Origin of the sequence: Rhodobium gokarnense (assembly GCF_025961475.1) — a bacterium.
Taxonomy (GTDB): domain Bacteria; phylum Pseudomonadota; class Alphaproteobacteria; order Rhizobiales; family Rhodobiaceae; genus Rhodobium; species Rhodobium gokarnense.
Window position 1 is genome coordinate 143045 of record NZ_JAOQNS010000006.1, and the last position, 26293, is coordinate 169337.

The window sequence follows — 26293 nt, forward strand, 5'->3', positions numbered from 1 at the left end:
AGGTGCCGTCCAGCGCCCGGATTCGCCCAAAGGAACACCCGGCCATGTCTCCCCTCGCCATCGGCGTTCTCGCCGTCTCCATGTCCATCGACGCGTTCATCGCCTCGCTCGGCAAGGGCGCCGCCAGCGACCGGCCGAGCTTCGGGCTGGCGATCCGGACCGGGGCGATCTTCGGCATCGTGGAGGCGATCACGCCGCTGATCGGCTGGGCGGCCGGCGTCGCCGCCGCCAGTCATGTGGAAAAGGTCGATCACTGGATCGCCTTTGGCCTGCTCGCCGCCGTCGGCCTGCGCATGGTCTACCAGGCCTGGACGCGCAAGGAGGACGAGCGGCCGCCCCAGGACCTGTGGATGACGATCGCCACGGCGGTCGGCACGTCCATCGATGCCATGGCCGTCGGCGTCTCCCTCGCCTTTCTCGATGTGAACATCCTCATCGTCGCCGCCGCGATCGGCCTGGCGACCATGACCATGAGCTCGACCGGCGTCCTCGCGGGCCGCTTCCTCGGGCGGCATTTCGGGCGGGCGGCCGAGATGCTCGGCGGCTGCGCGCTGTTGGGCCTGGGTGCGTTGATCCTCTATCAGCACCTGAGCGTTGCCTAACGCGCTTTCCCAAAAAGTTGACAGACTTTTTGGATAAGAAATCGCGTCAAAACAAAGACTTAAAGCATGTTTCCCGTTTCAGGGAAAACGCAACATGCTTTAAGGCTTTGCCCCTTACCCCACCACGACGATGTGCACGTCCTTCGGCCCGTGGGCGCCGAGCAAAATGGTCTGCTCGATGTCGCCGGAGCGGGAGGGGCCGGTGACGAGGTTGAGGCAGCGCGGCATGGTGCCTTCGCCATAGGCGGCGCGGACGCGCTCGAACACGGTCTCGTAGTCGCCGGCGATGTCTTCCGCGGAGATGACGACGATATGGGTCTCCGGCAGGAAGTTGAGGGTCGTCGGGTTGTCGCCTCCGGAGGCGAGCACCAGCGTGCCGGTCTCCGCGACGCCGCCGAAGGCGTGGCTGAGGCCGACGAGGTCGGTGCCGTCGGAGGGGCCGGTGTTGACCTCCAGAGTGGGCGTCTTGTCGAAGGGGAGGGCGCCGAGGCGCTTGTCCATGCCCTTGCGGATCCGCTGCGGCAGGTTGCGGCCGCGCAGGTAATCGGCAACCGCTTCCGGCACGGCGCCGGCATCCGCCACGCGCGCGACCGTCGCGCCGACCTTTTCCGCCTGCCCGGCGAACAGCGCGACGCGCTCGGCGTCACCGAGTTGCCCGCGCGCCGGGATCAGGTTGCGCTGGTGGCCGGAAAGCCGCGCGCGAACCGCCTCGCGGCGGGCATCGAGGTCGGCGTCGCCCTTCAGCGAGGCGCGGACGGTGCCGAGGATGCTGTCGCGGCTCATCGCTTGCCCTCCGCCCACTGCTGAAGGAAGGTCTTCGGCTCCGGCGCCGGTAGGTCGCGATGCTTCGTCCAGCCGCCGGCCAGCGGCAGCGAGGACAGCCGGCGCTTGCTGCCGCCGAGCATCGCCATTCCCCGCGCGGCGATCCCGGTCGCCAGGTGATAGAGTTTTGGGCGCTTGGCGAGGAAAGCCCAGAGGCTCAGCCCATAACGCTGCGCGGCCGGCTCCTGATGCGCCTCGAAGGCCCGCTCGCGCCAGTGCCGCATCATTTTCGGGAGCGGGATGCGCATCGGGCAGACGCTCTCGCAGCGCCCGCAGAAGGTCGAGGCGTTCGGCAGGTGGCCGGACTGGTCGATGCCCCAGAGTTTCGGCGTCAGCACCGCGCCCATCGGCCCCGGATAGACCGATCCGTAGGCGTGGCCGCCGACCGCGTGGTAGACCGGGCAGTGGTTCATGCAGGCGCCGCAGCGGATGCAGCGCAGCATGTCCTGGAACTCCGTGCCGAGCATCGACGAGCGGCCGTTGTCGAGCAGGATGACGTGGTATTCGTCCGGCCCGTCCGGGTCCTCCGGCCGCTTCGGCCCGGTGGAGAGCGTCGTGTAGACCGACATGTCCTGGCCGGTGGCGGACCGCGCCAGCACCCGCAGGATCGTCGAGACGTCCTCCAGCGTCGGCACCACCTTTTCGATCGAGGCGACGACGATGTGGACCCGCGGCAGCGTCTGCGTCAGGTCGCCGTTGCCCTCGTTGGTGACGATGATCGAGGAGCCGGTCTCGGCGATGAGGAAATTGGCGCCGGTGATGCCGACGTCGGCGTTGAAATATTCCTGGCGCAGCACGACGCGCGCTTCGGAGAGAAGGGCGGTCGGCTCGGTGATCTGCCGGTCCTTCGGCAGGTGGGTGTGGACGCGGCGGAAATCGGCCTCGATCTCCTCCTTGTTGACGTGGACGGCCGGCGCGATGATGTGGCTCGGCGTCTCGCCGCGAAGCTGGATGATGTATTCGCCGAGGTCTGTCTCGATCGGGTGGATGCCGTTCTTTTCGAGGTGATCGTTGAGGCCGATCTCCTCGGTGATCATCGACTTGCCCTTGGTGACCGTGCGGGCATTCGCCGTCTTGCAGATGTCGAGGATGGCGTCGCGGGCGTCCTTGGCGGTCGAGGCCCAGTGCACATGGCCGCCGGCCGCCGTCACCTTCTCCTCATAGGCTTCGAGGTAAAGATCGAGGTTTTCCAGTGTGTGGTTCTTGATGTCGCGCGCCGCATCGCGCAGGGCATCGAACTCCGGCAGCGCCGCGGCGGCCTTCGCCCGCTTGGCGACGAAGCCGCGCTCCACATTGCCGAGCGCCTTCTGCAGGCTGGCGTCGTGCAGCGCCTTGGTCGCGTTTTCCTTGAATTTCGGGGCGGTGATCTGCATCAGCCTTCTCCGATGGCCGGCGTGTCGGCCATGCCGGCGAGCACTTCCGCGACATGCCGCGCCTTTATCGCCGAGCCGTCCCGCTTCAGCTTGCCGGCCATGTTGAGCAGGCAGCCGAGATCGCCGGCAAGCACGGTGTCGGCGCCGCTGGCGGTGATGTTGGCCGCCTTGCGTTCGACGATGGCGTTGGAGATGTCGGAATATTTGACGCAGAACGTGCCGCCGAAGCCGCAGCAGACGTCCGGGTCCTTCATCTCGGTGAGGCTCAAGCCGTCGATGCCGGCAAGGAGCCTCCGCGGCTGGTCGTGGATGCCGAGTTCGCGCAGGCCCGAGCAGGAGTCGTGATAGGTGGCGCTGGCCGGAAAGCGGGCGTCGAGCGCCTCGATCTTCAGCACATCGGTCAGGAAGCTGACGAGTTCGAAGACCTTCGCCGAGAACGCCTCGGCCCGGGCGCGCCAGTTGCTGCCCGCCGCGAACAATTCCGGATAGTGCACCTTCATCATCGCCGCGCAGGAGCCGGACGGCACGACGACATAGTCGAAGCCCTCGAAGGTGGCGATCACCTGTTCGGCGATGGCGCGCGTGTCCTCCCGGTCGCCGGAATTGAACGCCGGCTGGCCGCAGCAGGTCTGCTCCGGCGGCACGACGAGGTCGCAACCGTTATTGGACAGCAGCCGCGCAGCAGCGAACCCCACGGCCGGGCGCATCAGGTCGACGAGGCAGGTGACGAACAGCCCGACCTTGGGGCGCCTGGGAGGTGCGGATGTCATGTGCCGTCGGGTCCTTTCGTTGCGCGGGCGGTCCTGCGGCGCGTGCCGCGACCGCCCGGTCGCTGGTCTAGCTGTTGCAGGCGCATGGAAGCAACTGTTTGCCACATGCCGGCGCGATCGATCTCGTCGATGGTGGTGATGACGAAGTCCATGTGCCTGCGGGCCGCTTCCTCCGCGCCGGCCCGGTCGCCGGCCATGATCGCCTCGTAGATCGCCCGGTGCTGCTGCAGGAGGCTCTCCGGCGCGTCGGCATAGGCATAGAGCTTGTTGCGACTGTAGAAGATGCCGTCGGCGAGCAGCCGGTAGCAGGCGCGCAGGACATGGAGCAGCATGATGTTGTGGCTGCTCTCGCCGATCGCGGCATGCAGCTCCACGTCGATCGCGGCCTCCTCGTCGAAGTCGCCGCGCCCGTGCGCCGCCTCCATGCTGCGAAACAGCCGGGTCAGGATCTCCCGGTCGGCGTCGGTGGCGCGCTCGGCCGCGAGCCCGGCGGCGACCGCCTCGATGTCGCGGCGGAACTCCAGATAGTCGCGCACGGCCGGCGGGCGGCGCTGGAACAGCTCGATGATCGGCTCGGAAAACACGGTGCCGATGAGGTCGGCGACGAAGGTGCCCTCGCCATGGCGCGTGACGATGAGGCCGCGCTGCTCCAGCTTCTTGATGGCATCGCGCAGGATCGGCCGCGAGACATCAACTAATTTGGCCAGTTCGCGCTCCGGCGGCAACTGGTCTCCCGACCGCAGGACGCCCTGTAGGATCAGGCCCTCGACTTGGTCGACGACGGCGTCTGCGGTCACATTGTGCCGTATGCGCTGAAAAACCATGCCTTTTTGCTTCTATGGAAAAGTGTTTCGCTCCCCCGCGTCGCTGGTTTTTGTCTGGCGTTCACGGATTATTCTTTTATCGAGAGTATTCCGGCTTGCCTTGCGTGGTCAAGTTTATTACCCAATAAGGGCGACTTGTGTGATCGCTTGTGTCGAGGCTGGAGGAAATCCCTGGCCATCGTCGCCGGGATCGTTCTAAGCTTCGCGAATGAACCGATAAGCACCGCAACGAACGGTGCGGGATCATGCCACCAGGGAGGAACCTCGCATGAAGAAACTACTCGCCATCAGTGCGTTTACCGCCTCGGTCGCCCTTGCCGGGCAGGCCGCGGCGTTCGACAAGATCAACTGGGACATGCAGTCCACCTATGCCAGCTCGCTGACCCAGCTCGGCACGCTCGGCAAGGTGATTTCGGAGCGGCTGGACAAGATTTCCGACGGCCAGGTCCAGGTCAAGTTCCAGGAGCCGGGCGCCATCGTACCGGCGCTGGAGGCCTTCGACGCGGTCTCGTCGGGTGCCGTACAGGCGGCCTGGTCGACGCCGGGCTACTGGACCGGCAAGGACACCGCGCTCGCCCTGTTCGCCGCCGTGCCGTTCGGCCCCAGCGCCGGCGAATACTATGCCTGGATCAAGTATGGCGGCGGCAAGGAGCTCTATGACGAGATCTACGCCCCCTACAACATCAAGGCGCTGGTCTGCGCGGTCATCGCGCCGGAAGCCTCCGGCTGGTTCAAGAAGGAAATCAACTCGGTCGACGACCTCAAGGGCCTGAAGATGCGCTTCTTCGGCCTCGGCGCCAAGGTGATGGAAAAGATGGGCGTGTCGACCCAGCTCCTCGCCGGCGGCGACATCTTCCCGGCGCTGGAACTCGGCACCATCGACGCCACCGAGTTCTCCATGCCGGCCATCGACCAGAAGCTCGGCTTCTACCAGGTTGCCAAGCACTACTACTTCCCCGGCTGGCACCAGCAGTCGACCTTCTTCGAGCTGATGATGAACAAGGACGAGTGGGAAGGCCTCGGCGACGACACCAAGGCGCTCATCGAGACCGTCTGCGAGGCCAACGTCGCCTACGGCCTGGCCGAGGGCGAGGCGATCCAGTTCAAGGCGCTGCAGGACCTGAAGAACGAGGGCGTCACCATCCACAAGTGGGATCCGGCGATCCTCGACGCCCTGAAGGCCGCCTGGCTTGAGGTCGTGGAAGAGGAAAAGGCGAATAACGAGAACTTCGCCAAGGTCTGGGAATCGCTGTCGAAATTCCGCGAAGGCTATGCCGAGTGGAAGGCCGTCGGCTACCTGGAATAGGCAGGACGCTCCGACTTCGGTTGCCGCCGTGCGGACCATTTCCGTCCGCGCGGCGGCTGCCGCCATTCTCCTGCCGCCCGTTCGCCGGCGTCGCTCCGCTCGCTCGCAAGCGCGCGACCTGCCATCCCACTGAAGGATCGTCTCCATGGGCACTCCGCTCGCCTGGCTGGGCCTTGCGGGTCTTGCCGCCTCCATCTTCGTGACGGGCGCTGCCGCACTCTGGCTGATCGCCGGCAGTGCCGCGCTGATCGTGCTGGCCGCGCTCGTCGGCGCCCGCCCGGCGCTCGTCCTCCTCGGCAGCCTTGCCGCCGTCATCCTGTTCATCCTGGTCCCGGATGCGCTGCCGGCGGTGCTCAAAACCTACGGCACCAACGGCCGCTCCTTCTTCCGCACCTGGGAGAACGAGGCGGTGCTCGTCGTGCTTGCCGCGGTCGCCCTCGTCTTCTGGCTGGCGGTCTGGCGCTACAAGGAAGGCACCGCCTCCGGCACCATCACTGCGATCAAGGACCTCGACGCGCTGGTCTCCTTCTTTGGCAAGTCGTCCGCCTGGCTGTTCGTGCCGCTGATGGTGGTGATTGCCTACGACGTCACCCAGCGCAAGATCCTGGAATACTACCCGGACTACCTCGATACGGTCTTTGCCTTTTCCTCCACCAAGCTGCAGGAGCTTGAGTGGCATATCCATGCGGTCCTGTTCCTGTTCTGCCTCGGCTATGCCTATCTGAAGGACGCCCATGTGCGCATCGAGCTGGTCCGCGACCGGCTGAGCCCGAACGCGCGGGTCTGGATGGAGCTTGTCGGCGGCGTCATCTTCCTCTTGCCCTACTGCTATCTGGTGGTGAAGTTCGGCTTCACCTTCGCCGAGCGCGCATTCGCCACCGACGAGGTCTCCGCCGCCCAGACCGGCCTCAGCTACCGCTGGATCATCAAGGCCGCGCTGCCCCTCGGCTTTTCCCTGTTCGCGCTTGCCGGCATTTCCGCGATCCTGAAATCGCTGGTCTATCTCTTCGCGCCGCGACACCTGCGCTGGCACGGATCCCACTATTCCGGCACGCCGCACGCCGGCGAACCCGACGACCTGGCCCGCAGCGGCCGGCTCGCGGACTGAAGGAGTTTTAGGAAATGACGGTCCTGGAGCTGCTTCCGGTCCTGATGTTCGTCGCCCTCGGGCTGCTGCTGTTCACCGGCTATCCGGTGGCGCTGATCCTCGGCGGCGTCGGCCTCGGCTTTGCCTTCATCGCCGAGCTGATGGGCGGCTTCAACGTCGCCCGCCTCGTCATCGTCCCGAACCGCATCTTCGGCGGGTCGATGGAAAACCCGGTCCTCGTCGCCATCCCGATGTTCATCTTCATGGGAACGATGCTGGAAAAATCGGGCGTCGCGCGCGACCTCCTGCATTGCCTGCAGGTGCTGACAAGGCGCATCCCGGGTGGCCTTGCCCTCTCCGTCACCCTGATGGGCACGATCATGGCCGCCACCACCGGCATCATCGGCGCCTCGGTGGTGATGATGACGCTGATGGCCCTGCCGGTGATGCTGAAGCGGCAGTACAACGTGCCGCTGGCGACCGGCACCATCGCCTCCTCGGGCACCCTCGGCATCCTCATTCCGCCCTCGATCATGCTGGTGATCATGTCGGACCTGATGTCGATCCCGGTCGGCACCGTGTTCATCGCCGCCATCATCCCGGGCCTGCTGCTCTCCGGTCTCTACATGGTCTACATCATGGGCCTGTGCTTCTGGAAACCGCACCTGGCGCCGCCGATGCCGGCCGACGAGGGGCTCGACGACAACGACCGGGCGATGGGCGAAAGGATGCGCCGGATATCGCCGGACAGCATCCCCGGCAGCGCCTGGCTCGTCCTTGCCATCGCCGCCTTCGCCGCCGTCTTCTTCACCGCCGACTGGCTGCAGCTTGCCGCCGTGGTCGTCTTCCTGTTCGCGATCAGCGCCTGGGGCACCAGCCGCAACGCCGCCTTCACCGCGCTGCTGCTGCGCTCCTTCCTGCCGCCGGTGCTGCTCATCGTCCTGGTGCTCGGCTCCATCTTCAAGGGCTATGCGACGCCGACCGAGGCCGCCGGCGTCGGCGCCGTCGGTGCGACGCTCCTTGCCCTCATCAACCGGGCGCTCTCCGGCAGCGTGCTGAAGGACGTCTGCCAGCGCTCGGCGCTGACGACGGCGATGATCTTCGGCATCTTCGTCGGCGCCACCTGCTTCAGCCTCGTCTTTCGGTGGCTCGGCGGCGACACCCTGATCGAGGAATTCATCGCCGCCACCGGCGTCGGCCCCTGGGGCATCCTCCTGGTGCTGATGGGCATGATCTTCCTGCTCGGTTTCTTCTTCGACTGGGTCGAGATCACGCTGATCGTGCTGCCGGTGTTCGGGCCGATCGTCGCCGGACTCGATTTCGGCGGCCATATCGGCGAATGGCCGGGCGTTGCCGAGGCGCCGCTGATCTGGTTCACCATCCTCGTCTCGGTCAATCTGCAGACATCGTTCCTGACGCCACCCTTCGGCTTCGCGCTCTTCTACATGAAGGGCGTGGCGCCGCCGGAGGTGAAGATCCAGCAGATCTACAAGGGCATCGTGCCGTTCGTTGCCCTGCAGGTGATCGGCCTGATCCTGGTCATGATCTTTCCGGAGATCGCGCTCTGGTTCCCGAGCTTCCTCTTGCGGTGACGCCCGGACCGGCGCCCCGCGACATCAGGACAGCCCGGGTGTCATCGTCCCGTGGTGATCCGGGCGGGCGCATTGGGCTACACTCCGGGCACGAGAGCGGGGGACCGGAGGGCCTATGAGCGACGAGACGACGCCCGGAACGGAGGACGGCGCAGCGCCGGTGACGATCGGCTATCGCCGCTTTGAGGCCCACCAGGACCGCCAGGCGGTCCTCGACGAGATCCATGCCCGCCCGTTCCCGCTGATCAAGCCGCCGCTCCGGGTCGTCAGCCTGTCGTTCATGAACACGACGATGACGCCGGACGAATGCACCGAGATGGCGTCCGATCTCTATGTCCGCCATGGCGGCAAGCCGCCCGAGCCGGGCCTGCGCTACCACCGCGCCAAGATCGACATCGGCGTGTTGCGCTGGGAATGCCACAACGAGTTCGTCTCCTTCGTCTGGCGCTGCCCGCCGGAGGACGATCCGCTCACCGGCCCGGTGCCGATGGGCCCGTTCGGCGAGGGCTTCGAGCCGCCGGGGCCGCTCGTCGGCGGCGGCCGCTTTGCCCTCATCGAGGTGCTCGGCGACATCGAGCCGACGCTGGCGCCGTTCAACCCGCGCAGCCTCTGCGTCTCTGAAGTGGAGGAGGGCGCGGCCGTCATCGCCACGGACTTCCGCCAGGACGAGAACGGGCTGACCCGCTACGCCATCATCTCGCGCGGCATCAGCGAGGCGCGCGCTGGCGCCGTCTTCCAGCGTCTGCAGGAGGTCGAGACCTACCGCTCCATGACCCTGCTCGGCCTGCCGGCGGCGCGCAAGGCGACGCCCACCGTCGACCGCATCGAGCAGGAGCTGGCGGACCTGTCGAACGAGGCCCGGGAAAGCGGCGAGCTCGCCTCCAACCGCGCGCTGCTGTCGCGCCTGACGGAACTCGCCAGCGAGCTGGAGGCCGACGTGTCGCGCTTTTCCTACCGCATGAGCGCGACCCAGGCCTATGACGAGGTGCTGCAGATCCGCCTCGACGCGCTCAACGAGAAGTCCTGGCCCGGCTACGGCACGCTGAAGACGTTCCTGGCCCGGCGCATGAACCCGGCGCTGAGGACCTGCCAGTCGCTCGAGAAACGCCAGAACCAGCTCGCCACCAAGCTCGCCCGCGCCATCGACGTCCTGCGCGCCCGCGTCGCCATCGACGTGGAGCACCAGAACGTGGCCTTGCTCAACTCCATGAACCGCCGCGCCAAGCTGCAGCTCCGCCTGCAGCAGACGGTGGAGGGCCTCTCGATCGGTGCCATCAGCTACTACCTGCTCGGCATTATCGGCTACGCCGCCAAGGGCCTGAAGGAGGCCCATGTCCTGCCCGTCCGGCCCGAGATCGTCGTCGGCGTCGCCGTGCCGATGGTGCTGGGCGCCGTCTACTGGATGACAAGGCGCATCCGCCGCCACCACGCCGAAAAGGACAAGGACTGAGGGCCTGAAGGCCCCAAAGCGCATTGACGACCTTCGCTGAAGATCGCTCGGAGGCTATGGAGCGCCGGGCTTGCCAACTCGCTTCGCCAGTCCGGTCAATGCGCGTCCTGCAAAAAGACAACGCATTGACGACCTTCGTTTAGGACTGCTCGGAGGCTATTGAGCGCAGGGCTCGACCGAACACTCCACCGGTCCGGTCAATGTGCGTCTTCCCAAAAAAACAAAAAAGCCGGGCGCTGGGCCCGGCTTTTCGAAAAAATCCGGCGAGAGGAAGTCTACTTCAGCGTCGCCAGATAGGCGATGACGTCGGCGATGTCCTCGTCCTTGGTGAGCTTGAAGGTCATCTTCGACTTGGCCTTCGGGTCGCCCGTCTTTTCCTGGATGAAGCCCTTCGGATCCGGCACATAGGCGGCGATGTTCTCTTCCGTCCAGGTCATGCCGCCCTCGCCGAGGGAGACGTAGCTCTCGGAATATTTGTAGCCCTCATGGGTGCCGGCGGTGCGGCCGACGATGCCCCAGAGATTCGGGCCGACCTTGTTCTTGCCGCCTTCGTCGAAGGTGTGGCAGGCAACGCACTTCTTGGCGACCTTTTCGCCCTTGGCCGCGTCGCCCGCGGCAGACGCCGCGCCGGTGGCCGCGATGGTCAGAGCAGCGGCGATGCCGATGCCGATAAGACCCTTCATGTGTTCGCTCCTGTGGCAGGTTTCACATCCGGTAGTCACGCCGCCGCTCTTCGGGCGACCGGCGAATAAGACCGGGAAATTGACTGCTAGTACGTTTCCAAACAAATGCTTTGATAGCGACATTTTGATGCATAGTGGAAGCGAAATCGCCCCTGCAACCGGCGTCTACGACTTTCGGCGGTGGCCGGTCGGCGAAATCCCGCTAGAATGACTTCAAACGCCGCACACGCATGCGGGTGCGGCCAAAACGATAACATCCGGGGAGGATGCCATGAGCGGCCTTGTCATGCCGCCGAGCGATGCCGGGGTGCTGCAGCGCCGCGACGAGATCGTCGCCGCGCTCCGCGCCATCGTCCCCGGCGAGGGGGTGATCTCCGACGAGGCGGAGATGCGGGTCTACGAGACCGACGGCCTCACCGCCTATCGCCAGGTCCCCTTCGTCGTCGTCCTTCCCGAAACCGTCGACCAGGTCGCCCGCGTCCTGCGCTATTGCCATAACAACGGCGTCAAGGTGGTGCCGCGCGGCGCCGGAACGTCGCTCTCCGGCGGCGCCCTGCCGCTCGCCGACGGCGTCCTGATGTCGATGATGAAGTTCAACCGGGTGCTCGACATCGACTTCGACAACCGGGTCGCGGTCGTCCAGCCGGGCGTCACCAATCTCGGCATCACCCGCGCCGTGGAGCACCGCGGCTTCTATTACGCCCCCGACCCGTCCTCGCAGATCGCCTGCTCCATCGGCGGCAACGTCGCGGAGAATGCCGGCGGGGTGCATTGCCTGAAATACGGCCTTACCACCAACAACGTGCTCGGCGTCGAACTCGTCACCATCGAGGGCGAGGTGATCCGCATCGGCGGCAGGCACCTCGATGCCGAGGGCTACGACCTCCTCGGCCTCGTCGTCGGGTCCGAAGGCATGCTCGGCGTCGTCACCGAGGTGACGGTCAGGCTCCTGAAGCAGCCGGACACGGCCCGCGCCATCCTCATCGGCTTTCCCACCAACGACGATGCCGGAAAATGCGTTGCCGACGTGATCGGCGCCGGCATCATCCCCGGCGGCATGGAGATGATGGACCGGCCGGCGATCCACGCCGCCGAGGACTTCGTCCATGCCGGCTATCCGCTCGACGTCGAGGCGTTGCTGATCGTCGAACTGGACGGCCCGAAGGCCGAGGTCGACCACCTCCTGGAGCGCGTCGGCGCGATCGCGAAGGCGAACAACGCCGCCCATATCCGGGTCTCCGAGACGGAGGCCGAGCGGCTTTCCTTCTGGGCCGGCCGCAAGGCTGCCTTTCCCGCCGTCGGGCGCATCTCGCCGGACTATATGTGCATGGACGGCACCATCCCGCGAAAGGCGCTGCCCCATGTGCTGACCCGCATGCAGGAGATGGCCGCGTCCTACGGCCTCGGCGTTGCCAACGTCTTCCATGCCGGCGACGGCAATCTGCATCCGCTGATCCTCTACGACGCCAACATTCCGGGCGACCTCGACAAGGCCGAGGATTTTGGGGCCGACATATTGCGGCTCTGCGTGGAGGTTGGCGGCGTGCTGACCGGCGAGCACGGCGTCGGCGTCGAAAAGCGCGACCTGATGGGCGAGATGTTCACCGACATCGACATGGACCACCAGATCCGCGTCAAATGCGCCTTCGACGCCAAGCAACTCCTCAATCCCGGCAAGGTCTTCCCGACCCTCAATAGCTGCGCCGAGCTCGGCCGCATGCACGTCCACAAGGGCCAGATGCCGTTCCCCGACATCCCGCGTTTTTGAGTGAAAGTTCAGCCCGCCGACATGACCGACAGGTTCAAGCCGACCGACGAAAAGGACGTGGAAGCCCTCGTCGCCTATGCGCTCGGGGAAGAGACGCCACTTGAGCTGTGGTCCGGCGGCACCAAGCGCAGCATCGGCCGCCCGCCCCAGACCGAATACGGCGTCGACCTGTCCGCCCTCTCCGGCATCGTCGACTACGATCCGGCCGAACTGGTGCTGACGGCACGGGCCGCAACGCCGCTCGCCGAGATCGAAAAGCTGCTGGACGACAACGGTCAGATGCTCGCCTTCGAGCCGGCTGATCTCGGCCCGCTCCTCGGCGAGGCGGCGGACAAGGGGACGCTCGCCGGCCTCTACGGCACCAACTTTGCCGGCTCGCGCCGGCTGCAGGCGGGCGCCGTGCGCGACCACGCCCTCGGCATCCGCGCCGTCTCCGGCAGGGGCGAGATCTTCAAGTCCGGCGGCCGGGTGATGAAGAACGTCACCGGCTACGACCTGACGAAGGGCCTTGCCGGCTCCTGGGGAACCCTTGCGGTCCTTACCGAACTCACCTTCAAGACCCTGCCGAAGCCGGAGACGGCGACGACCCTCGTCGTGCACGGGCTTAACCCCGAGACCGCCGCGATCGCCATGGCCGCGGCCATGGGCTCGTCCTCGGAAGTCTCCGGCGCCGCACACCTGCCGGCCGACGTTGCCAGGGGCTTTGGCGTCGATGGATTGGGTGAGGGCGCGACCGTCATGCGGCTGGAAGGCTTCGGCCCCTCGGTCGAGGCCCGCGCCGGCATGCTCGCCGAGGTGCTGCGCCCCTTCGGCCTTGCCGAGCGCCTCGATACGCCGACGACGGCAACGCTCTGGCGCGCCATCGGCGCGGTAAAACCCTTTGCCGCCAACACGTCCCTGCCGCTCTGGCGCATCTCCGTTGCCCCGACCGACGGCCCCGCCGTCGTCGCCGCCGTCATCGGAGCGGCGGAGGGCGCGAAGGCCTTCTTCGACTGGGCCGGCGGCCTCGTCTGGCTGATGCTGCCGGGGCCCGATCCGATGGCAGACACCGTGCGCGGCGCCGTCGCCGAAGCCCAGGGCGGCCACGCGACGCTGATCCGCGCCGATGCCGGAACCCGCGCCGCCGTGCCGGTGTTCCAGCCACAGCCGGCGGCGCTCGCAAATCTCGCGCGCCGGCTGAAGGACCAGTTCGATCCGGCCGGCATCCTCAATCCGGGGCGGATGGGCGGGTGACCGACCGATCGGGATTTCAAACAGGGGAGAACGGAAAATGAGCACACAAGGGTCCGACGACCTCAGCGGCTACATGGAGCCCGGGGCCAAGAACGTCACGCTGATCTACATCCTCTATCTGGTCGGCTTCGTCCTCGGCATCACGCCGCTGATCGGCGTCGTCATCGCCTATCTGAACCGCGGCCGGGGCGGCTGGGCCGATACCCACTACACCTTCCAGATCCGCACCTTCTGGATATCGCTGCTGTTCGGCTTCATCTCGTTCCTGCTCACCTTCCTCTTCATCGGCTTCCTGTTGATGATCCTCGTCGCCGTCTGGGTCATCATCCGCTGCATCAAGGGCCTGCAGGCGGCGAGCAACGGCGAGCCGATCCCGGATCCCCAAACCTGGACGTTTTGAGGCCTGGACGTTCTGAGCACGCAGTAAATAATGCAGACCACCTTTTCCCGAGAGCAGCTCGCTCAGCCGCTGATCGCCGAATCCGACCGCATTCTCAGGAAATGCGTCCATTGCGGCTTCTGCACGGCGACCTGCCCGACCTTCGTCCTGCTCGGCGACGAGCTGGATTCGCCGCGCGGTCGCATCTACCTGATCAAGGACATGCTGGAGAACGACCGGCCGGCGACGGAGAAGGTGGTCAAGCACATCGACCGCTGCCTGACCTGCCTTGCCTGCATGACCACTTGCCCCTCGGGCGTCGACTACATGCACCTCGTCGACGGCGCCCGCGCCCATATCGAGGAGACCTACCGGCGGCCTTGGGCGGATCGCATGCTGCGCGACACGCTCGCCTTCGTGCTGCCGGACCGGCGGCGGTTCCGGGCCTCGCTCGCCGGCTCCTGGTTCGCGCGCCTCGCCCTGCCGCTCATCCGCCGCATCCCAGGGCTTGAAAAGATCGCCGCCATGCTGGCGCTGACGCCCTCAAGGCTGCCGCCAAGGTCGGAAGCGATCGCGCCGGCCCGCTTTCCGGTGACGGGGCGCAAGGGCCGCGTCGTGCTGATGACCGGCTGCGCCCAGGCCGTGCTGGCGCCGGGGATAAACGAGGCCGCGGTGCGTCTGCTCAATCGCGCCGGCATCGAGGTCGTCATGCCGGAGGGGGAGGGCTGCTGCGGCGCCCTCGTCCACCACCTCGGCAAGGCCGACGACGCCCGCGCCCAGGCCCGCCGCAACGTCGATGCCTGGATGCGCGAGATCGAGGGGGAGGGGCTGGACGCTATCCTCGTTTCCGCCTCCGGCTGCGGCACCACGGTGAAGGACTACGGCCATCTGCTGGCCGGCGATCCGGCCTATGCGGAAAAGGCGGCACGTGTCGCCGGGCTTGCCCGGGACGTTTCGGAATATGTGGAGACGCTGGACCTTGGTCCTCCGGTGCGTGAAACCGGCCAGGCCGTCGCCTACCACGCCGCCTGTTCCATGCAGCACGGCCAGCAGATCACCCGCCAGCCAAAGGAACTGCTGGCAACGGCCGGCTTCGACGTCCGCGAGGTGCCGGAAGGCCACCTTTGCTGCGGATCCGCCGGCGTCTACAACATCCTCCAGCCGGAAATCGCCGGGCGCCTGCGCGACCGCAAGCTCGCCAACATCGCACGGACCGAGCCTCAAATGATCGCCACCGGCAATATCGGCTGCATGACCCAACTGGCCGCAAAGGCCGAGGTGCCGGTGGTCCACACGGTGGAACTCCTCGACTGGGCCTATGGCGGGCCGCAGCCGGCGGCGCTGGAGGGCAGGGAGAAATAATGCTCGGGCACGCTGGCTGCGCGCGCTGCGCCAAGCGCACTGTATTCCCGTTTGCCGCTGCTTTGCCTCTCGGCGTCATCCCGGCCGGAGCGCAGCGCAGAGCCGGGACCCATTGCCCCAATCCACACGGTATGTCGTTGGTGCCAGGCAGGGCGTGCGATATCGACGATCGAGCCCGAAGGGCTTGCAGGAGCGACCTCCCGCCGGCCGGTCAGGCCGCCCCCGCGGAGCCGCGAGCGAAGCGAGCTGGCGGGAGCGACAGGAATCGATAGGGCATACCGCTTGGAGAGGGGCAATAGGCCCCGGCTCGGCGGCCGGGATGACGGCGGAGTGTGTGGCTGGTGATGGCGTTCAAGCAGGCGGCCTGGTGCGCTTCGGCCAGCCCCGCCCTGGATTGCTTCGCTGCGCTCGCAATGACGAATTTCTGAGCTTTTTCAACGGCATTGCGGTCGTCCGAAGGCCGCCCGCCGCCTATTCCTCGCCGGCCGGCAACTCGCCCGTTTCGTCCTCGACCAGCCGGTCGAAATGGGTGATCACCTTGTCGAGCCGGCGCGACAGGCTGTCGATCTCGGTCTTCAGCAAGTTCAGTTCGGCCCTGAGCGTCTTCATCTCGCTCGCCGTATGGTCGCCGACCGGGGCCGTGCCGAGGCCGCTGAGGAGCCAGCTCGGGCTGACATTGAGGAGCCCGGCGAGCATCAGGAGCCGGTTGGAGCGCGGCTCGGAGCGGTCGCCTTCCCACATCGTCAGCGTCTGCGTCTTGATGCCGAGCCGGCGGGCGAGCTGCGCGGCGGAAAGCCCCATCGCCTCGCGGGCGCGGCGGATGCGCTCGCCGACGGTGACCTCGGGTTCGCCTGCAGCGTCCGGATTGGTGAGCATGGTCCTGTTCCCTCCTGGCGAGACGGCGTCGGCGCCGCCGACACGTGAACGAGAAATGCGGTCCGATCGGCGGTGAGGTCGCTTCATCCCACAGGCCGGCATCTCGGACTGCTTTGAAAACGACAACGGCCGGGCACGCCATGTCGGCGTCGGTGCAGACACCTGTCCGCAAGGACCGTTCGGCGCCGGCAGGATGGCCGGCATACGGCATCGCCGGCAGGCGGAAGCGCCCCGGCAATGGCCACGCCCTTGTTTGAGCGCGGACGATGCTGTTATGCAAGCGAAGTGTAACGGTTGTCGGAAGGCGACATGTCGACGCGTGAGTTGTCCACATCTTTGATCGGCCGGCAAACCGGCATCCGATGCGCGGCGCGGGTCCTCGCTGCGGTCCTGGCCGCTGCGCTGGCAACGGCTGCTGCCGCGAGCGATCCGCCGAAGCCGGAACGTCAGGCGACCGGCAAGGATGAGGCCGGGCCGACACAAAAAATGCCGCCACTGCCAAAGCTCGGCGCCAAGGAGGCGGACACGGCGCCGGCCGATGGCGTCCAATGCGAGCCGGCCCGCTGGAGCGGCAAGACCCCGACCCATTGACCGACCTTGAAAACGGAAAACGGCCGCATCCCTTTCGAGATGCGGCCGTCTCAATGTCCCATCAAAGGCCGGTGCCTACATCACCACGACCTTGGTGCCGACGCCGACGCGGCCGTAAAGGTCGACCACGTCCTCGTTGCGCATGCGGATGCAGCCGGAAGAGACGGCGTGTCCGATGGTCCAGGGCTGGTTGGAGCCGTGGATGCGGTAAAGGGTCGAGCCGAGATACATGGCGCGCGCGCCGAGCGGGTTCTTCGGACCGCCGGCCATCATTTTCGGCAGGCCCGGCTGGCGCTGGCGCATTTCCGCCGGCGGATGCCAGTCCGGCCATTCCGCCTTGCGGGTGATCTTGTGGGTGCCGGCCCACTCGAACCCCGGCCGGCCGACGCCGACGCCGTAGCGCTTGGCCGTCCCGCCCGACTGGACGAGGTAGAGGAAGCGCTCATTGGTGTCGATGATGATGGTGCCCGGCTTCTGGCCGCCGTCATAGGAAACGGTCTGCGGCAGGAATTTCGGGTCCATCTCGCGGCGCGAGCGCTTGGCCACATGCGGGCGCGGCTGCACCACGGAGGCGGGGCGCACCCGGCTCGGGGCATCCTGCCAGCGCATGCCGTAGCGGTCGGTGCGGGCGGGCGCCGGCGCGCGGCGATAGGTCGGGTCGTCCCGGCGGCCGAACAGGCGCGGGGCCCGGCGGTGATCGCGATATTCCTCGCGGCCATAGGTGCGCGGTGCCCGGCGATATGTCGGGGCTTCCCGATAGGCCCGGCGGCGCGGCTGGAGTTGCAGAAGCCAGGGCTCGGAGAGGTCCGGGCTGAGGACGACGGGCGGTCTCTGGGTATAGCGGCCCTCGGCGGCGGCCTGGAACGCGCCGCTGGTCGCGACCATCCCAAACACCATCAGGGCCATCGGAGCAAAAAGGCGTTTCATCGACGTACTCGGCTACATTTCGTCAATCGGCTGATTGGCGGGGTGTCCCGCCGGCTCACTGGGAAACAACCGTGTCGTCGGGAGATGGTTCCGGGCGCCCTGCGCCCGGTCCCCGTGTCCCGTTTCCCGCCATCAAGGTTAAGGAGCGGTATTTCGGAAAAGGTGAATCATTCCGGGCGGAAACGGCCCGGCGGCCGACTCCTTGCGGCTATGGTTAGAAATCGGTTGGCAAAAGCGGTTAACGCCCGGTGAATCGGCGGCGCGGCGTTTTTGGGCGGCGCCCGGTCACCGTCTCTGGCTCAACTGGCCGGTCGAGACGATGCGCCGGAGCCGGATGCGGGCATCGGCGATCACCGCCGGCAGCACCCGCTCCACCTGGCGCGGCGTCATGCCGACCCTGACCCGCCGGTCATAGAGCATGTTGAGGATGAACCAGTCGAAGACGTTGAAGCGGCTGACGGTCGAATAGTCGTTGAAGATGGAGTCCTTCAGCCGCCAGTCGTCGTTGACGGGCCCGAGGCTCTGGCTGATCTCCTCGATCATGCAGTGCCGGAACGCGCGCCGCCCCTCGTTGACGACGATGAAGACGAAGGCGCGGTCGAGGTTGTCGCCGCGCCGCCCGCCGGTGACCGCCGAGCAGTCGCTGGTGAGCAGGAACCGCTTGTTGAACTGGCTCGGCATGGTCTCCTCGATGACGCCGCGATAGTCGGCTCTGTCGACGAGGAAGACGATCATCTCCGCCCGGTTCTGGTTCGCCGTCATCGACATTCTGAGGCCCTTGACGGTGCGGTCGAGCTTAGAGACGAAGCGCCGGATGTCGCCCGTCCGGTGGTCGCGCCTGGCAAGGTCGATGACGTGGACCCGGACCCGGCCGGGGAACTTGCGGATGTGGTTGGCGCCGGGTCCGCGCCGCTGCGAGGGGTCCTCTGCGCCGAACACGGTGCGCATGAAGCCGTCGATGAGCTGCTCGTCCGAATAGGCGGTGACGATGGCTTCAACGCGCGGGGTGGCCGGCAGCGCCGCGCTGGCGGCGGCAAGCCAGAAGGCGAGGGCGGTCAGGGCAGGTTTCAGCATGGCGCACGCCTTTCTCGCACCAGGCCCCGCGCTCGGGCGCGAAGCCGTGGGGCGGCCGGTCGTCCATCTTGGCGAAAATCGGCGGCAAAAGGAACGAAAAAAGCCCCGGAGGGGAGGGCGACGGGAGAGGCGCCAGGCCTAATGCACGAAGCGGCGCACGTCGCGCAGCACGCTCGGCAGCACCTCGCGCGCCTGCTGCTGGGTCATGCCGGGGCGGATCCGGCGATGGTAGAGCATGTTGAGGATGTAGCGGTCGTAGTCGGTGAACTGGCTGTGCCTCGAGGCGTCGTTGAAGACGCTGTGGGTGAGGCTGCGGTCGTCGTTCATCGGGCCGAGCCCCTGCAACACCTCCTCCACCAGGCAGCGGTGGAACAGGAATTCGCCCTCGTCGGCGACGATGACCGCGGTCGAGCGCGAAATGCCGCTTTCGTCGGAGAGCACCCGAACGAGGCAGCGTCCGGGCGCGCTCGCCGCGGGATCGCCGTAGATCTCGTTCCTCACGATGCCGGCATATTGCTTGCGGTCGACGATGTAGACGACGAAATTGGCATCGTCCGGCCGCGCCGCGAAGTCGACGCTGAGGCCGCGGATCTTGCGCCTCAGGCTGCGGATGAAGGCGGTGGCGTCGCGCCTGCGGTCGTTGCCGGAGATGTTGCGCACGAAGAAGCTGACATTGCCGGTGTATTTCTTGACGAGGTAGGGCTGCCAGTTCCAGGTCCGGTATTCCAGGCCGAACACCGTCTTCATGAAGCCGTCGATGAGTTCACGGTCGCTGTAGGCGGCGGGCGCGGCAACGCTGCGTCCGCCGGCGGCCGGGATGAGCGCGACGGCAAAGACGGCCGCGGCAAGGGCCGCAGCAATGCCGCTTGTGCGGCGCCGGACGATGAAGACGCGGGACATGGGACGTTCGGTGTCCTTGTTCGACTGGCCGGATTTTAGCGCGTTGTCGGGTCCGGTCCAACCGTTCTGCGATCGCGGTAAAGAACGCGCCCTACGGTAAGGACTTCTTTAATTCTCACCGGATTACTTTTGTCGTCGGGATAATGAGGACTTGCATGACCAATCGCAGACGACTTTTTCGCGTCGAGGCAATGCACGGCGGGGCGGCCGGCATGGCCTCTTCCGGCCCGGTTGCCGTCGATCACTTCGCCGACCGGCGGCATCAGGAAGTGCTGCGCGAGGTCGCGGCGCTGAAGCAGATGGTCACCGACCTTGCCAAGGCGCGGCCGGCGGCGGGCGGCGAAGACGGCCGCGACAGGTCTGACGAGGTGCGGGCCGACATCGCCCATCTCGACGAGGAATTCAAACACCTCAAGCAGGAGATGCACGAGGCGCAGAAGCTCAAGATCGAGCTCGATGCCATGCATGATGCCATCAGCCAGACCAAGCGCGAGATCGCGTCGCTGCATGTCAACTCGTTCGAGGGCAAGCAGATGACGCGCGTCACCGACGAGCTCGACGAGGTCGTGCAGGGCACCGAGCAGGCGACGGAAAAGATCCTCGCCGCCGTCGAGACCATCGACGAGCAGGCTTCCAACCTCGTCGCCCGGCTCGCCAACCGCGACCAGGACATGGCCGCCGACATCCAGGACAAGGTCGTTGGCATCTACGAGGCCTGTAACTTCCAGGACATCACCGGCCAGCGCATCACCAAGGTCGTCAACGCCCTGCGCTTCGTGGAGAACCGCATCACCCGGATGATGGAGATCTGGGGCGGCATCGACAGCTTCAAGGACGTGGAGAGCGAGATCCAGGAGGAAAAGGTCCAGAGCGACGCCGACAAGGCCCTGCTCAACGGCCCGGCCCAGGCCGTCGACGAGGGCGTCGCCTCCCAGGACGATATCGACGCGCTGTTCGCCTGATCCACGCAATAGACCGCACCAAAGTTTTTGACGTCCGGACGGCTTTGGCCGTCTGGACGTTTTTGTTTGTTCCTGATATGTTCTGCGCACTCCGAAGGGCGAGGGGAATTTCATGGACCAGGACGGAAAGCAGCAGGCGGCCGAGGACGGCATCCTGATCGGCACCGACGGCCACCCGCGCTGCTGGTGGCACGGCAACCTGCCGGACTACCTCGCCTATCACGACACCGAATGGGGCCGCCCGGTCGCCGACGACCGGCGCCTTTTTGAAAAGATCTGCCTGGAGGGCTTCCAGTCGGGCCTGTCCTGGCTGACCATCCTCAGGAAGCGCGAGAACTTCCGCGCCGCCTTTGCCGGCTTTGATTTCGACAAGGTCGCCCGCTTCGGCGCCGCCGACGTCGAACGTCTTCTCGGCGATGCCGGCATCATCCGCCACCGCGGCAAGATCGAGGCGGCGATCAACAACGCCGCCCGCGCCGTGGAACTGGTCGAGGAGGCGGGCTCGCTCGCTGCCTTCGTCTGGCGTTACGAGCCGGCCCCGGAGGAGCGTCCCGACCGCTTCGACAAGGCGAGCCTCGGCCCTCTCGCCAAGACCGCGCAGTCGGTGGCGCTTGCCAAAGACCTGAAGAAGCGCGGCTGGAAATTTTTCGGCCCGACCACGGCCTACGCCTTCATGCAGTCGGTCGGCATCGTCAACGACCACCTTGAAAGCTGCTGGTGTCGACACGACGTAGAGAACCAGCGGGCGCAATTCGACAGGCCGATCTGAAGCCGTTAACGATGGCGGCGTTTGAGGTCGCCCCAAGGGTGCTCTGAGGCGAAAAATTTCGCCGCCATGTTGCACCGCGTCTTGACAGTTTCCTCCCCCGTGACTAACTCAGCGACGACTGTTAGCACTCACCTGAAGAGAGTGCTAACGCTCACGCAAACAGCGAACAAACGTTCACGGCAAAAACTCAGAGGAAGCTTTTCAAAATGAAGTTTCGCCCTCTTCACGACCGCGTAGTCGTCCGTCGCGTCGAATCCGAAGAAAAGACCGCCGGCGGCATCATCATCCCCGACACTGCCAAGGAAAAGCCGCAGGAAGGCGAAGTCGTCGCCGTCGGCCAGGGCGCCCGCAGCGAGGCCGGCGAACTGATCGCGATGGACGTCAAGGCCGGCGACCGGGTCCTGTTCGGCAAGTGGTCGGGCACCGAAGTCAAGATCGATGGTGAGGATGTCCTGATCATGAAGGAATCCGACATCATGGGCGTGATCGGCTGACCCGCCGGTAGCAACGACGATCGGGACGTCACCCCGGCATCCGCGCCGACCGGCGCGAGCCCGGCCTGACCGTCCCAGTCCACCACCGAACCACCCGGCGGATCCTTCCGGACCGGGAAAGAAATCAAGGAGCTGAAATATGGCTGCCAAGGAAGTAAAATTCGCATCCGACGCCCGCGACAAGATGCTTCGCGGCGTTGACCTCCTCGCCAACGCCGTCAAGGTGACGCTGGGTCCGAAGGGCCGCAACGTCGTCATCGAGAAGTCGTTCGGCGCCCCGCGCATCACCAAGGACGGCGTCACCGTCGCCAAGGAAATCGAGCTTGAGGACAAGTTCGAGAACATGGGCGCCCAGATGGTGCGCGAAGTCGCCTCCAAGACCAACGACCTGGCCGGCGACGGCACCACCACCGCCACCGTGCTGGCCCAGTCCATCGTCAAGGAAGGCGCCAAGGCGGTTGCCGCCGGCATGAACCCGATGGACCTGAAGCGCGGCGTCGACATGGCCGTCAAGGCCGCCGTCGACGATCTGACCGCCCAGTCCAAGGCGATCAACACCTCCGAGGAAGTCGCCCAGGTCGGCACCATCTCGGCCAATGGCGAGCACATCATCGGCGAGAAGATCGCCGAGGCGATGCAGAAGGTCGGCAACGAGGGCGTCATCACCGTCGAGGAATCGAAGGCTCTGGAGTTCGAGCTGGAGACCGTCGAGGGCATGCAGTTCGATCGCGGCTACCTGTCGCCGTACTTCGTGACCAACGCCGAGAAGATGGTCACCGAGCTTGAGGATCCGTACATCCTCCTGCACGAGAAGAAGCTCTCCAACCTGCAGGCCATGCTGCCGGTTCTGGAAGCCGTCGTTCAGTCCAACCGTCCGCTGATGATCATCGCCGAGGACGTCGAGGGCGAGGCGCTCGCCACGCTCGTCGTCAACAAGCTGCGCGGTGGTCTCAAGGTCGCGGCCGTCAAGGCTCCGGGCTTCGGCGACCGCCGCAAGGCCATGCTGGAGGACATCGCGATCCTGACCGGCGGCCAGGTGATCTCCGAGGATCTCGGCATCAAGCTTGAGAACGTCACCCTCGACATGCTCGGCACCGCCAAGCGCGTCACCATCACCAAGGAAGAGACCACGATCGTCGACGGTGCCGGCGAGAAGGCCGACATCGAGGCCCGCGTCGGCCAGATCAAGGGCCAGATCGAGGAAACCACGTCCGACTACGACCGCGAGAAGCTCCAGGAGCGCCTGGCCAAGCTCGCCGGCGGTGTGGCCGTCATCCGCGTCGGTGGCGCCACCGAGGTCGAGGTGAAGGAGAAGAAGGACCGCGTCGACGACGCCCTCAACGCGACCCGTGCGGCCGTCGAGGAAGGCATCGTCCCGGGTGGCGGCGTCGCTCTCTTGCACGCCCGCCGCGCCGTGGAGAAGGTCTCCAGCGACAATGCCGACGTTGCCGCCGGCATCAAGATCGTGCTGCGCGCCCTTGAGGCCCCGATCCGCCAGATCGCCGAGAACGCCGGCGTGGAAGGCTCGATCGTCGTCGGCAAGGTGACCGAGTCCAAGGACGAGAACTTCGGCTTCGACGCCCAGTCCGAGTCCTATGTCGACATGATCAAGGCCGGCATCATCGACCCGACCAAGGTCGTGCGCACTGCCCTGCAGGACGCGGCCTCCGTCGCCGCCCTCCTGATCACCACCGAGGCGATGGTCGCCGAGATTCCCAAGAAGGACTCCGGCGCACCGGCGATGCCGGGTGGCGGCATGGGCGACATGGGCTTCTAAGCCACGCGTCCTAACGCAATCGAATACGGGAAAGGGCGGTCTTCGGGCCGCCCTTTTTCGTTGTGGCAATGCTGGCGTTTCCGCGTCGCCGGACCGTCACAAAACTTTCAAGCAAGCGTCACCCGGCTTGCATGAACGCCTCCTAGCCTCCCGCCGAGCCTCAACGAATCCTCACGTCCGGATCATCGGAAATTTCCAGGGAGAGCCAGAGATCATGCGCGTCCTTCGCAGCCATCTCTTGACCGGCCTCGGCGCGATGTGCGTCGCCGGCACCGTAACCGCCGCCAATGCCCCCGCCAATGCCGCCGACGGCGCCGCCTATTTCGAGCGCCTCGCGTCGATGCCGGTCTACGAGACCCTCGATGCGGGCGTCGACAGGACGACCGAGACGGTCGCCGAGATCGCCGCCGCCTCCATGGATGGCCGGACCCTGATCTTCACCGACAGCCCGGGCGAGGCGCTGGTCTTCGTCGACGCCACCCAGCCGGCGGCGCCGAAGCCGCTCGGGCGCACCGCCCTCGGCGGCGAGCCGACCTCCGTTGCCGTCGTCGGCGGCTTTGCCCTTGCCGGCGTCAACACCTCGGAAAGCTTCGTCAAGCCGGGCGGCCATCTCGCCGTCATCGGCGTCGACAGCCGCGAGACGGTCGCCAAATGCGACGTCAAGGGCCAGCCGGACTCCGTTGCCGCCAGCCCCGACGGCAAGTTCGTCGCGATCGCCATCGAGAACGAGCGCGACGAGGACCTCAATGACGGCGTCATCCCGCAGATGCCGGCCGGCCACCTTGCGATCTTCGACCTCGACGCCGACGGCCGCCCCACCAACTGCGACGCCGTGCGCATCGTCGACATGACCGGCCTTGCCGAGATCGCGCCGGAGGATCCGGAGCCGGAATTCGTCTCCGTCAACGCCGACAATATCGCCGTCGTCACCCTGCAGGAGAACAACCACATCGCCCTCGTCGACCTCGCCACCGGCGAGGTGACGGCCCACTTCTCCGCAGGCACGTCGAGCGCGGAGCACATCCCGACCGCGAAGGCCCGCGCCGTCGACGGCACTGGCTCGATCAAGGACGTCGCCCGCGAGCCGGATGCCGTCGCCTGGATCGACAACGAGCGTTTCGTCACGGCGAACGAGGGCGACTACAAGGGCGGTTCGCGTGGCTTCACCATCTTCGACAAGGCCGGAACGGTGCTCTATGACAGCGGCAATACGCTGGAGCAGATGGCGATGCGCACCGGCCACTATCCCGCCAAGCGCGCCGCCAAGAAGGGCGCCGAGCCGGAAGGGGCGACCGTCGGCACCTTCCGCGGCGAGCGGCTGATCTTCGTCTCCAGCGAGCGCGCCAATTTCGTTGCCGTCTACCGCGACACGGGGGCCGAGCCGGAGTTCCTCCAGTTCCTGCCGACCAACGTCGCCCCGGAAGGCCTCCTCGCCATCCCGTCCCGCGACCTTCTCGTCGTCGCCAATGAAAAGGACAGCGCCGAGGACAGTGTCCGCGCCGTCCTCGGCATCTACGGCTTCGGTGCCAAGGCGCCGGCCTATCCGACCATCGTCTCCGACACCGATCCGGCGACCGATGCGCCGATCGGCTGGGGCGCCCTTTCCGGCCTTGCCGCCGATCCGGCGGATGCCGCGAAGGTCTACGCGGTCAGCGACAGCTTTTATGACGCGGCCCGCATCTTCACCCTCGACGTGTCGCAAACGCCGGCAAAGATCGTCTCCTATGTCGACCTCAAGGGCGGCGCTGCCAAGCGCTACGATCTGGAAGGCATCGCGGTCCACGGCGAAGGCGGCTTCTGGCTCGCCAGCGAAGGTCATCCCGAAAAGGAGCTGCAACACCTCCTGATCAAGGCCGCCGCCGACGGCACGGTGGAGGAGGAAATCTCGCTGCCGGAAGAGCTCGTCGCCAAGGCCGCGCGCTTCAGCCTGGAGGGCGTTGCCGAATATGAGGTCGACGGCCAGACCCGCGTCGTCGTCGCCGTCCAGCGCGAATGGGGCGACGACCCGAAAGGCATGACCAAGCTCGGCATCTACGACCCGGCCGCAAAGACCTGGGGCTTCGTCCACTATCCGCTGGACAAGCCGCGCTCGGCCGCCGGCGGCTGGGTCGGCCTGTCGGAGATCACCTCCCTCGGCGGCGCCCGCTTCGCCCTCATCGAGCGCGACAACAGGGGTGGCCCGGACGCCGCCATCAAGCAGGTGACGGTGATCTCGCTCGACGGCGTGACGCCCGCGCCTGTCGGCGGCGAACTGCCGGTGGTCGCAAAGCACCTTGCCATCGACCTGTTGCCGGCAATGGCCGCGACCAGGGGCTGGACACCCGACAAGGTCGAGGGCCTGACGGTCACCGCCGACGGCCGCATCCTTGCCGTCACCGACAATGACGGCGTCGACGACGCCTCCGGCGAAACGCTGTTCCTCGACCTCGGCTCGGCCAAGCGCCTCGACTGATCCCGCTTGCGGAGAGGGGCAAAAAGCCCCTCCCGCCTTTGCCGCCAAGACCGCCTCGGCCCGGAAGGCTCGCCTTCCGGGCCCTTCTTTGTCCGGCATCCCTCTTGCCGGGATTTCCGGCGGTTTTTGACCAACCCGCCAAAGCGTGACGCCGGTCACAACGCCGGGGCGCGATCGCCCTTACCTTCAAATCATCGGGGGGCACCAAAGAGCCCCGAAG

At 66.4% G+C, this 26293-nt stretch carries 24 protein-coding genes; 15 read left to right on the plus strand and 9 right to left on the minus strand.

Annotation, left to right across the window (positions count from 1 at the left end):
- Window positions 1-44 precede the first annotated feature (44 nt).
- Complete coding sequence (locus M2319_RS12220) at window positions 45-602, plus strand: manganese efflux pump MntP (protein ID WP_264601738.1); 558 nt, start codon at window positions 45-47, stop codon at window positions 600-602.
- A gap of 114 nt (window positions 603-716) precedes the next feature.
- Here M2319_RS12220 and M2319_RS12225 read toward each other — a convergent pair whose 3' ends face one another.
- Genes M2319_RS12225 through M2319_RS12240 form a run of 4 tightly spaced genes read right to left on the minus strand, consistent with a single transcriptional unit; the run spans window position 717 to window position 4391 of the window.
- Entirely contained in the window at window positions 717-1385 is a 669-nt protein-coding gene (locus M2319_RS12225; RefSeq protein ID WP_264601739.1) for a LutC/YkgG family protein, read from the minus strand.
- Window positions 1382-2797, minus strand: coding sequence for a LutB/LldF family L-lactate oxidation iron-sulfur protein (locus tag M2319_RS12230; protein WP_264601740.1), 1416 nt, complete (start codon window positions 2795-2797; stop codon window positions 1382-1384). Before M2319_RS12230 ends, M2319_RS12225 begins: the two co-directional genes overlap by 4 nt.
- Window positions 2797-3567 (minus strand): (Fe-S)-binding protein, encoded by a 771-nt coding sequence (locus M2319_RS12235; protein WP_264601741.1) that lies wholly within the window; start codon window positions 3565-3567, stop codon window positions 2797-2799. The genes M2319_RS12230 and M2319_RS12235 overlap by 1 nt, the downstream gene beginning before the upstream one ends.
- A complete protein-coding gene (locus M2319_RS12240; protein ID WP_264601742.1) occupies window positions 3564-4391 on the minus strand; it encodes a FadR/GntR family transcriptional regulator in 828 nt (275 codons plus the stop codon). Before M2319_RS12240 ends, M2319_RS12235 begins: the two co-directional genes overlap by 4 nt.
- Window positions 4392-4659: 268 nt before the next feature.
- Between M2319_RS12240 and M2319_RS12245 the strand changes: the two genes are divergently transcribed.
- The 4 genes from M2319_RS12245 to M2319_RS12260 all read left to right on the plus strand — a co-directional run bounded on the left by M2319_RS12245 (window position 4660) and on the right by M2319_RS12260 (window position 9826).
- Entirely contained in the window at window positions 4660-5697 is a 1038-nt protein-coding gene (locus tag M2319_RS12245; RefSeq protein ID WP_264601743.1) for a TRAP transporter substrate-binding protein, read from the plus strand.
- A 145-nt stretch (window positions 5698-5842) separates the two neighbouring features.
- Window positions 5843-6805: a TRAP transporter small permease subunit gene (locus M2319_RS12250; RefSeq protein ID WP_264601744.1), complete on the plus strand. Its 963-nt coding sequence runs from the start codon at window positions 5843-5845 to the stop codon at window positions 6803-6805.
- Between the two features lie 14 nt (window positions 6806-6819).
- Window positions 6820-8376, plus strand: a complete 1557-nt coding sequence (locus M2319_RS12255) for a TRAP transporter large permease (RefSeq protein ID WP_264601745.1) — start codon at window positions 6820-6822, stop codon at window positions 8374-8376.
- A 115-nt stretch (window positions 8377-8491) separates the two neighbouring features.
- Window positions 8492-9826, plus strand: coding sequence for a DUF3422 family protein (locus tag M2319_RS12260; RefSeq protein ID WP_264601746.1), 1335 nt, complete (start codon window positions 8492-8494; stop codon window positions 9824-9826).
- Between the two features lie 275 nt (window positions 9827-10101).
- Here the strand turns inward: M2319_RS12260 and M2319_RS12265 are convergent, their stop codons facing one another.
- Window positions 10102-10509 carry a c-type cytochrome gene (locus tag M2319_RS12265; RefSeq protein ID WP_264601747.1) on the minus strand — a complete coding sequence of 136 codons (408 nt, stop codon included), beginning with the start codon at window positions 10507-10509 and terminating at the stop codon, window positions 10102-10104.
- 271 nt (window positions 10510-10780) lie between these two features.
- On the opposite strand from M2319_RS12265, the gene M2319_RS12270 reads away from it, so the two are divergent.
- From M2319_RS12270 to glcF, 4 genes are read left to right on the plus strand one after another with little or no spacing between them, the layout of a single operon-like run.
- Window positions 10781-12277, plus strand: a complete 1497-nt coding sequence (locus M2319_RS12270) for an FAD-linked oxidase C-terminal domain-containing protein (protein ID WP_264601748.1) — start codon at window positions 10781-10783, stop codon at window positions 12275-12277.
- 21 nt (window positions 12278-12298) lie between these two features.
- Entirely contained in the window at window positions 12299-13510 is a 1212-nt protein-coding gene (locus M2319_RS12275; RefSeq protein WP_264601749.1) for an FAD-binding protein, read from the plus strand.
- A gap of 37 nt (window positions 13511-13547) precedes the next feature.
- On the plus strand, window positions 13548-13910 hold the full coding sequence (locus M2319_RS12280) for a DUF4870 family protein (protein WP_264601750.1): 363 nt from the start codon (window positions 13548-13550) through the stop codon (window positions 13908-13910).
- Window positions 13911-13940: 30 nt separating this feature from the next.
- Complete coding sequence (gene glcF, locus M2319_RS12285; RefSeq protein WP_264601751.1) at window positions 13941-15251, plus strand: glycolate oxidase subunit GlcF; 1311 nt, start codon at window positions 13941-13943, stop codon at window positions 15249-15251.
- A gap of 471 nt (window positions 15252-15722) precedes the next feature.
- On the opposite strand, the gene M2319_RS12290 is transcribed toward glcF, so the two are convergent.
- Entirely contained in the window at window positions 15723-16127 is a 405-nt protein-coding gene (locus M2319_RS12290) for a helix-turn-helix domain-containing protein (protein WP_264601752.1), read from the minus strand.
- Window positions 16128-16436: 309 nt separating this feature from the next.
- Here M2319_RS12290 and M2319_RS12295 point away from each other — a divergent pair, with 309 nt between their 5' ends.
- Window positions 16437-16718 carry a hypothetical protein gene (locus M2319_RS12295; RefSeq protein WP_264601753.1) on the plus strand — a complete coding sequence of 94 codons (282 nt, stop codon included), beginning with the start codon at window positions 16437-16439 and terminating at the stop codon, window positions 16716-16718.
- Between the two features lie 75 nt (window positions 16719-16793).
- Here the strand turns inward: M2319_RS12295 and M2319_RS12300 are convergent, their stop codons facing one another.
- The 3 genes from M2319_RS12300 to M2319_RS12310 all read right to left on the minus strand — a co-directional run bounded on the left by M2319_RS12300 (window position 16794) and on the right by M2319_RS12310 (window position 19619).
- Window positions 16794-17645: a L,D-transpeptidase gene (locus tag M2319_RS12300; protein ID WP_264601754.1), complete on the minus strand. Its 852-nt coding sequence runs from the start codon at window positions 17643-17645 to the stop codon at window positions 16794-16796.
- Window positions 17646-17930: 285 nt separating this feature from the next.
- Entirely contained in the window at window positions 17931-18719 is a 789-nt protein-coding gene (locus M2319_RS12305) for a DUF2927 domain-containing protein (RefSeq protein WP_264601755.1), read from the minus strand.
- Between the two features lie 138 nt (window positions 18720-18857).
- Window positions 18858-19619 (minus strand): DUF2927 domain-containing protein, encoded by a 762-nt coding sequence (locus M2319_RS12310; protein WP_264601756.1) that lies wholly within the window; start codon window positions 19617-19619, stop codon window positions 18858-18860.
- Window positions 19620-19774: 155 nt separating this feature from the next.
- Here M2319_RS12310 and M2319_RS12315 point away from each other — a divergent pair, with 155 nt between their 5' ends.
- The 5 genes from M2319_RS12315 to M2319_RS12335 all read left to right on the plus strand — a co-directional run bounded on the left by M2319_RS12315 (window position 19775) and on the right by M2319_RS12335 (window position 26073).
- Window positions 19775-20581: a protein phosphatase CheZ gene (locus M2319_RS12315; RefSeq protein ID WP_264601757.1), complete on the plus strand. Its 807-nt coding sequence runs from the start codon at window positions 19775-19777 to the stop codon at window positions 20579-20581.
- 112 nt (window positions 20582-20693) lie between these two features.
- Entirely contained in the window at window positions 20694-21350 is a 657-nt protein-coding gene (locus M2319_RS12320) for a DNA-3-methyladenine glycosylase I (protein WP_264601758.1), read from the plus strand.
- 206 nt (window positions 21351-21556) lie between these two features.
- Entirely contained in the window at window positions 21557-21844 is a 288-nt protein-coding gene (gene groES / locus M2319_RS12325) for a co-chaperone GroES (RefSeq protein ID WP_264601759.1), read from the plus strand.
- Window positions 21845-21983: 139 nt separating this feature from the next.
- A complete protein-coding gene (gene groL, locus M2319_RS12330; RefSeq protein WP_264601760.1) occupies window positions 21984-23621 on the plus strand; it encodes a chaperonin GroEL in 1638 nt (545 codons plus the stop codon).
- Window positions 23622-23835: 214 nt separating this feature from the next.
- Window positions 23836-26073, plus strand: a complete 2238-nt coding sequence (locus M2319_RS12335; protein ID WP_264601761.1) for an esterase-like activity of phytase family protein — start codon at window positions 23836-23838, stop codon at window positions 26071-26073.
- Window positions 26074-26293: the final 220 nt, after the last annotated feature.